This window comes from Coxiella endosymbiont of Ornithodoros maritimus (assembly GCF_907164965.1).
Classification (GTDB): domain Bacteria; phylum Pseudomonadota; class Gammaproteobacteria; order Coxiellales; family Coxiellaceae; genus Coxiella.
Genome location: NZ_CAJRAM010000049.1, coordinates 25,552 through 32,491, shown reverse-complemented (window position 1 = coordinate 32,491; position 6,940 = coordinate 25,552). Strand labels below are relative to the sequence as shown.

Here is a 6,940-nt window from a genome sequence, read left to right as displayed (position 1 = left end):
AAAGAAATGGCCAATTATTTTTGTTCTTATTCTCAATTATTTTTGTTCTTATTCTCAATTATTTTTGTTCTTATTCTAATCAAAGAAAGTCGAAAGCCATTATGGCAATATTTGCAGGATTTGCCACTTGGGACAGCAAGAGACCGGTAGTTACGTTGATTAAAAATTATTCTCAATGGTCAAAAGAAGCGATACAGTCGAAATTAATGATGTATGCAGTGCCTGGGCTTTGTAACCACGATGGCCACTGTTCAATGGGCAAAAGAACATTTGCCTAATTTAACGCTGGTCGAATTTTCCGATGTATTACATTTCGCGCAAGAATCCATTCCCGGTATTTTTTCAGTGGAATTGCGTAAATGGTATCTTAATGAAGTGAGATCAGTATCATTCGGCTGATAAACTTGCTGCCGAGATGAAATTTCCATTGTATAAACTTGCATTTCCTTTCAAATACTCCTATCATTTTTACCGGGCTTAAACTAACTCAACCTCGATAAGGATTATTTTATGAACAAAAAAATTTCTGTTATGATTTCAGTGATTGTTGCTGCACTTCTTTTAAGCGGTTGTTCTTCACGCACGCCAATGCCAGCCGATCACGTAGTTTATCAAACAGGGCTCAGTGCAAAATTGGGTACTGCACACCGTTGTGTGAACTATCGGCGTGGCCATCGCCATTGTAATCATCATTGATAAAAATCTTTTTATAGCAAAAAAGTCAGGTTTTATCTGACTTCTTTGCTATTTCCATTTATTCTTCCTGGAATGAGAAGTATTGTCCACCATTTTTATCACCTCATTCCCGCCCACCGATCTGGTCGGAAGCAGGAATGACGGGGTCGGGGGCAGGTTGGTTGTCTTGAAAATCCAATTCCACCTTTTCGATTTTATTGAACCGACTTGTAATTTTTTGCGAAGATTTATGAACCTTGGAAACATCTTCATGCGCCAAGCCGATGTGATGAGCCAATTTGTCCATCCGGTCTTGAAAGCGGTCGAAATCTTTACTCAGCATGATTAAATGTTCTTGAATAATGTGCACTTGTTTTCGGGTCGCTGCATCTTTTAAAACGGCTCGCGCTGTTGTTAAAATAGCCATCATGGTCGTTGGCGACACGAGCCACACCCGCGATTTATGGGCTATTTCGATGAGATCGGGGTAGTGAGCGTGTATTTCAGCAAAAACCGCTTCAGCCGGAATAAACATAACGGCGCCTTCAGCCGTTTCCCCAGGAACAATGTATTTTTCAGCGATATCTCGAATATGTTTTCGTATGTCCGATCGAAATTGCTTTTCCGCTTGCGCCCGCTCGCTTTCCGAAAGTTTTTCGTTGTGGATTTGCTGATAGCTTTCTAAGGGGAACTTTGCGTCAATGACGATATTTCCGGTGGGCTCAGGTAAAAATAAAATGCAATCACAACGTTTATTGTTCGTTAACGTGTGCTGTAACGCATAGTGAGATTCGGGCAGCATATTGCGGATTAAACTCGACAATTGCACTTCGCCAAAAGCGCCGCGCGAACGTTTGTCAGATAAGACTTCTTGGAGACTAACCACATTTGTCGATAATTCGGTAATTTTTTTCTGTGCTTCATCGATAATGGTTAAACGCTTAACCACATCCGTAAACGTTTCAGTAGTTTTTTCGAAGCCTTCCGTCAACCTACGATCCACTTGCCCGCTAATTTCTTTGAGTCGTTCTTGCGTTTCACTCGTGAGCTTGTCTACGCGTTTGCCTAAGTTTTCGGTGTGATCGGTGAGAGTAGCGCTGACTTGCTCCCGAATACTTTGCATGTTCTGTATCAAACTATCTTGAATCAATTTCAAGCTTTTTATTTGATATTCGTCAAATCGTTGACGTTGTTTGGTTTGCTCTTTTTGTTGTTGTTGGATAAGTGATTGTATAAAGTTCCGTTGCTCATCCCACTGTTTTAAACGGTCCTGAATAATGAGCAATTCTTGGTGGAGAGTTTGATCAACACGATGTTGTTGTTTCAGTCGCCCATAAATTAAAACGCCTACGCTAACCGTAACGAGCGTCGGAATTCCTAGAATAAGTATTGCTTGCCAATCCATCTTAGTATAATACCAAGTTTCTTGATGGGGAGGAGACAAATGTCTCAATCGCACCAACGAACAGCGATTATTGGTGAATGTTTAATTGAACTCACGCCTAAAAATTGTAAAGATTTTAGCGTTAATTTTGCCGGTGATACATTGAATACGGCGATTTATCTCGTTCGCTCGTTGAGTAAAACAAGCATGGTTACGGTCGATTACGTAACGGCGCTTGGGACTGATACGTTTAGCCATGAAATGTTAAATCAGTGGCTGGGCGAAGGCATTGGAGTTTCCCTGGTCCGCCAAATTTCCGACAAGTTGCCGGGGTTATATTTAATTCGTAACGACAAAAAAGGGGAGCGTTATTTTTATTACTACCGCTCGCACTCGGCCGCTCAGGCGCTTTTTGAAGGCGAAGATGGTGATCGTCTTTGTCAGAAGCTGTTGGAATTCGATAGTCTGTACCTATCAGGAATTACGCTTGCCATGCTCTATGAAACAGGGCGTGACAAACTTTTAGATTGTCTTAAGGTGGCACATGAAAAAGGAAAACCCATTTGTTTTGATACTAATTTCCGTGCCCGCCTTTGGCCGAATTTGGATTCAGCGCGCGCCATTATAGAAGAAATACTGGAATTGACGACGATAGGATTGCCTTCATTTTCAGATGAAAAGATTCTTTTTGGCGATAAAAGTCCCAAAGAAACGGCCCAACGGTTTCATCGTTTCGGTGTTCAGGAAGTGGTCGTTAAGCAAGGGGAAAATGGTTATTGGTTATCGGATGAGACAGGCGAAAAGCAAGTCGCCATTGAGCGAGCGACTAAGGTCATTGATACCACTGGCGCAGGTGACGCTTTCAACGGGGCTTACCTTGCGGCGCGCTTTGAAGGCTTAAATTCAGCGGCAGCCTCCCAAAAAGCCGCTAATTTAGCTGCTACCGTGGTCGCTTATCGAGGGGCTATTATACCTATCATCCATCAATAAGATTAATTGCGAACTCTAGCAAGAATGACATAGAATGACAGAAAAGAGGATGAACGTTATGTTGAGTGGTAGTCTTGTCGCCTTAGTGACGCCGATGCAGGAAAACGGAGAGATTGATTATTCCAATTTGAAAGAATTGGTTGAATGGCATCTGGAAAATGACACCGATGGATTGGTTATTTTGGGGACCACAGGAGAGTCACCGACGGTCAGCGCTGAGGAACGCCATAAAATTATTCGACGAGTCGTTGACCAAGTAAATAAAAAAATCCCGATCATTGTGGGAACGGGTGCAGATTCTACCGTTCATACTATTGAAATGACACAGCAGGCAATGGAACTCGGCGCAGATGCCGCTTTAATAGTAACGCCTTACTACAATAAACCCACCCAAGAAGGTCTTTTTCAATACTTTAAAACGATTGCAGAAGCTGTACCTATTCCCCAAATACTTTATAACGTGCCTTCACGAACCGCGTGTGATTTGCTGCCTGAAACCGTAATACGAATAGCGAAGTGTCCCAATGTAGTGGGCCTCAAAGAGGCGACAGGCGATATCCAACGGGTTAAGCAATTAAAAGCTGAGGACTTGGATTTACTAAGTGGTGATGATAAAACGGCAATGGATTTTATGCTAGCGGGTGGAAAGGGGGTTATTTCAGTGGTGGCGAATGTAGTTCCCAAACGTTATCACACGTTTTGCATAACGGCTGTTTCGGGTAACGTAGAATTGGCGAAAAAAGAAAATGATCAATTGTCACCTCTTTATGATTCATTGTTTGTTGAATCCAATCCTATTCCGGTAAAATGGGCATTGTCTCAAATGGGGGTAATTCCTGATGGTATTCGATTGCCTTTAACTCCATTGAGCGAGCGATATCACGCTAAAGTGAGAGAATCTCTGCAACAAGTGGGCATTAAATGCTAGGTATGGAGTAAAATAAATATGCGATATTTAACTTTGATAACAGTGATTGCGATAACGATGCTTTTGGTAGGGTGTGCAAAACGTCCTCAAAATTATTTGACACACGCTCGGACCGTTCTAGTAATGAGAACCTCCACGGATATACCGGTGAAGCGCGGTGAAAATTATTACCCCGTGCCGGACGTGGCTCCTTCGGTTACTCAATCACCCTCGCTTGCTCTGCCAGGCAGCAATTTGCAGCGATTTGAAAACCAAACCCAATTACAACAATCCTTTTCAAAAAGAACGATGGTGACTTTACAACAAAGTAATCAAGGCTCGCCTGTTATGACTATCGTAGAAAAACCCGCTGTAGCTTGGAGTAAAGTGGGGCGCGCTTTGCAAAAAACTCCTTACCAAATTCTTGATCAAGATAGCGCGCTCCACTCTTATTACGTATTGGACGTTAAAAGCACCAATAATAAGATTACAAAAGCAACGCCCATTTATCGCGTTTATCTAAAGGCCCAAGGAAATCAAACACAAGTGATTTTACTCAGTAAGGGCAATCAACCCGCCGCTAAAGACGTTAGCCAACGAATATTGACGGCCATCCAACAAAAAGTTGCATAATGATGAACCCATCAAAACGAAAATTGTTCTACAGCGGTAAAGTTAAATCCATGTACGAAACAGATGAACCTGGTTTTTTAATTGCTGAGTTTCGTGACGATACAACGGCCTTTGATGGTGAAAAAGACGAGAAATTAGCGAGAAAAGGGGTTATTAATAATCAAATTAATGCGCACATTATGCAGGCGTTGAAAGATGCAGGTATATTAACTCATTTTGAAAGTGTCCTCTCACCGAATGAATCATTGGTTCGACGTCTTAAAATGATTCCCCTTGAATGTGTTGTTCGTAATATTGCAGCGGGAAGTTTGTGCCGTCGATTAGGAATTGAAAGCGGTCTTCGGCTCAATCCGTCTTTATATGAGTTGTTTTTGAAAAACGATCCACTGCACGATCCTATGGTCAATGAAAGCCACGCGTTGAGCTTTGGTTGGGCAACACAGGCCCAGTTGGATCGCATGAAAGAATTGTCTTTTAAAATTAACAATGTGCTTTTTGCCTTATTTTCTAACGTTAATTTAATTTTGGTGGATGCCAAGTATGAGTTTGGCGTCAGTGACGATGAAATCTACTTAGGTGATGAAATTAGTCCCGATTCTTGTCGCATTTGGGACGCCAAAACAAAAGAGCCCCTTGATAAAGACCGTTTTCGCAAAGACATGGGACGGGTCGTCGAGTCTTATGAAGAAATTGCCCATCGTTTTCAAATTAAGTTGCCGTAAATGAAATGCTCCTTGTCAGCTCCTGAGATTTTAGCGTCGGGAAATCGTTCATCCCAAGATGCACTCCCGGAAATTTCGTTCATTGATCCCTCCGCTGAAAACGAGCAACTAAAAAATGAAATTAACGATTTTATTGAAAAACGCATTCCTCGTCTTTTAAAAAAGTTTTATAAATCTACTGCTTTAAATCAAGTAAAAATGTATTTAAAAAAGATAATAGCTTATTCGGTCATTAGGCAAAGCTTGAACGAGTGTTATCTTAATTTAGAAGACTTAAGAAGTATTGTGGCGAGTATCGCAATGATTATTCGCGAAAGAGTGAATCCGTCTTGTTTTTTTCATCCAAGAGAATAAACAGAGAGAGAAGAGGAAAAGTGGTTTTCGCTACTTTTCAAGCTGCTCCCGAACCCGATGCTTCGGGAAGGGGGGGTGCGATGACGATAAGAAGCAAACTCGTATCCAACGCTTCTATTTATTTTTGTGGTAATGAGATTCAGACGAAATTTACAAACAAGATAAACGATGAAAACTATCGATTAATTTCTGATGTTTTTTATACGAATAGAAAAAGTAAGTTATCGGTTTTAGAATTTATAGCATTTTACACAGAGATGGAAGGGGAGTTAAAATCAGAGTGTGTGCTATTGTGTGATGATCAACCTCCAGAAGGTATCCGTAATTCCGGCTTCCCTTTTCTTCATGTCCCTGCTTTTGATGAATACGGCGAAATTAAGAATATGGAAGACACTAAAGAAAGTATACCCTTATCTCAGCTTGAATATTTGGACCATTTTAATTTTATAAAATTTCTTATAGAAAGAAGCGAGGTCCAGCATTTTTATGCTGAACTTTGAATTTCCGTTAAGAGAACTCAAGTGTCCTTTCTAATGATCTAGCCATGGGATGATATTAATACCTTGAAATATCAGCTTGTTTCTATAGAATAGTCCCCCTCTTGATGTCCTCAAGCAAGATTGATTGGAGAGGTACCGAAGCGGCCACACCGGCACCGACTCGAAATCGGCTGAGGCCTTACGGCCTACGCGGGTTCGAATCCCGCCCTCTCCGCCATATTAGGTTCTAATGCTTTCGATGACTTCGAAATCCCCTTGTTTTCAAATACTTTTTGCGATATCGTCATTTGAGTGATTCGAGGAATTCGACAAATCCAGAAAAAAGATGGGTAACTTCTTGGGTAAGATTGGAATCTTTAAAAAGTTACCCATTTTTTTGTTAAGAAGAAGATAAAATGCATTTAAGGAATATACAAGTTAAGCTAAGTAACCTGTATGAGCGCAGTGAAATACGGGGATGATAGACGAGATCATTATTTTCCCGTATTCTGCTTTGGTCTATACGTATATGGCCCCAGGGTTGTTGTCAACAATCAGTTTTGACGAAAAGAACGTATATGCGGCTTCACAGCTTCACAGAGCCACCGCATGAATCAGCCTCATCAACCTCAGGCGTTACCTTACTTTCATCAGCCCTCATTGTTTCCTATCTAGGAATTTACAACTAACATAGTGGGAATTGAGCGTCTGAAAAGCTACGTATAGGACTGTTCCTGGCAGTTGCTGTTAATGTTCCAAAGGTTAAACCTATCGCATTAAGTGTCTTAATTAAAGT

General features: G+C 41.2%; 6 protein-coding genes, 1 tRNA gene and 2 pseudogenes. 8 read left to right on the top strand and 1 reads right to left on the bottom strand.

The window, feature by feature from the left end; translation table 11 throughout:
* Positions 1 to 75: 75 nt before the first annotated feature.
* Together OWO34_RS05485 and OWO34_RS05480 are read left to right on the top strand one after the other, a co-directional pair.
* Positions 76 to 399, top strand: a pseudogene (locus OWO34_RS05485) (haloalkane dehalogenase); the annotation flags it as partial.
* A gap of 111 nt (positions 400 to 510) precedes the next feature.
* Positions 511 to 696, top strand: coding sequence for a lipoprotein (locus OWO34_RS05480; RefSeq protein WP_267256819.1), 186 nt, complete (start codon positions 511 to 513; stop codon positions 694 to 696).
* A gap of 103 nt (positions 697 to 799) precedes the next feature.
* On the opposite strand, the gene OWO34_RS05475 is transcribed toward OWO34_RS05480, so the two are convergent.
* Positions 800 to 2,080, bottom strand: coding sequence for a DNA recombination protein RmuC (locus OWO34_RS05475; protein WP_267256821.1), 1,281 nt, complete (start codon positions 2,078 to 2,080; stop codon positions 800 to 802).
* Between the two features lie 39 nt (positions 2,081 to 2,119).
* Here OWO34_RS05475 and OWO34_RS05470 point away from each other — a divergent pair, with 39 nt between their 5' ends.
* The 6 genes and pseudogenes from OWO34_RS05470 to OWO34_RS05445 all read left to right on the top strand — a co-directional run bounded on the left by OWO34_RS05470 (position 2,120) and on the right by OWO34_RS05445 (position 6,382).
* Complete coding sequence (locus OWO34_RS05470; protein ID WP_267256818.1) at positions 2,120 to 3,049, top strand: sugar kinase; 930 nt, start codon at positions 2,120 to 2,122, stop codon at positions 3,047 to 3,049.
* Between the two features lie 58 nt (positions 3,050 to 3,107).
* Positions 3,108 to 3,977, top strand: a complete 870-nt coding sequence (gene dapA, locus OWO34_RS05465) for a 4-hydroxy-tetrahydrodipicolinate synthase (RefSeq protein ID WP_267256820.1) — start codon at positions 3,108 to 3,110, stop codon at positions 3,975 to 3,977.
* An 18-nt stretch (positions 3,978 to 3,995) separates the two neighbouring features.
* The gene (gene bamC / locus OWO34_RS05460) at positions 3,996 to 4,589 is read left to right on the top strand and encodes an outer membrane protein assembly factor BamC (protein WP_267256817.1); all 594 of its coding nucleotides are present in this window, start codon (positions 3,996 to 3,998) and stop codon (positions 4,587 to 4,589) included.
* Complete coding sequence (purC, locus tag OWO34_RS05455) at positions 4,589 to 5,311, top strand: phosphoribosylaminoimidazolesuccinocarboxamide synthase (protein ID WP_267256816.1); 723 nt, start codon at positions 4,589 to 4,591, stop codon at positions 5,309 to 5,311. Before bamC ends, purC begins: the two co-directional genes overlap by 1 nt.
* Positions 5,312 to 6,176 (top strand): annotated as a pseudogene (locus OWO34_RS05450) (hypothetical protein).
* A 115-nt stretch (positions 6,177 to 6,291) separates the two neighbouring features.
* Positions 6,292 to 6,382, top strand: a tRNA-Ser gene (locus tag OWO34_RS05445).
* Positions 6,383 to 6,940: the final 558 nt, after the last annotated feature.

Coding starts and splice junctions, on each gene's coding strand:
- dapA (WP_267256820.1), top strand. CDS start 3,108: ATGTTGAGTGGTAGTCTTGTCGCCTTAGTGACGCCGATGCAGGAAAAC.
- OWO34_RS05470 (WP_267256818.1), top strand. CDS start 2,120: ATGTCTCAATCGCACCAACGAACAGCGATTATTGGTGAATGTTTAATT.
- purC (WP_267256816.1), top strand. CDS start 4,589: ATGATGAACCCATCAAAACGAAAATTGTTCTACAGCGGTAAAGTTAAA.
- bamC (WP_267256817.1), top strand. CDS start 3,996: ATGCGATATTTAACTTTGATAACAGTGATTGCGATAACGATGCTTTTG.
- OWO34_RS05475 (WP_267256821.1), bottom strand. CDS start 2,080: ATGGATTGGCAAGCAATACTTATTCTAGGAATTCCGACGCTCGTTACG.
- OWO34_RS05480 (WP_267256819.1), top strand. CDS start 511: ATGAACAAAAAAATTTCTGTTATGATTTCAGTGATTGTTGCTGCACTT.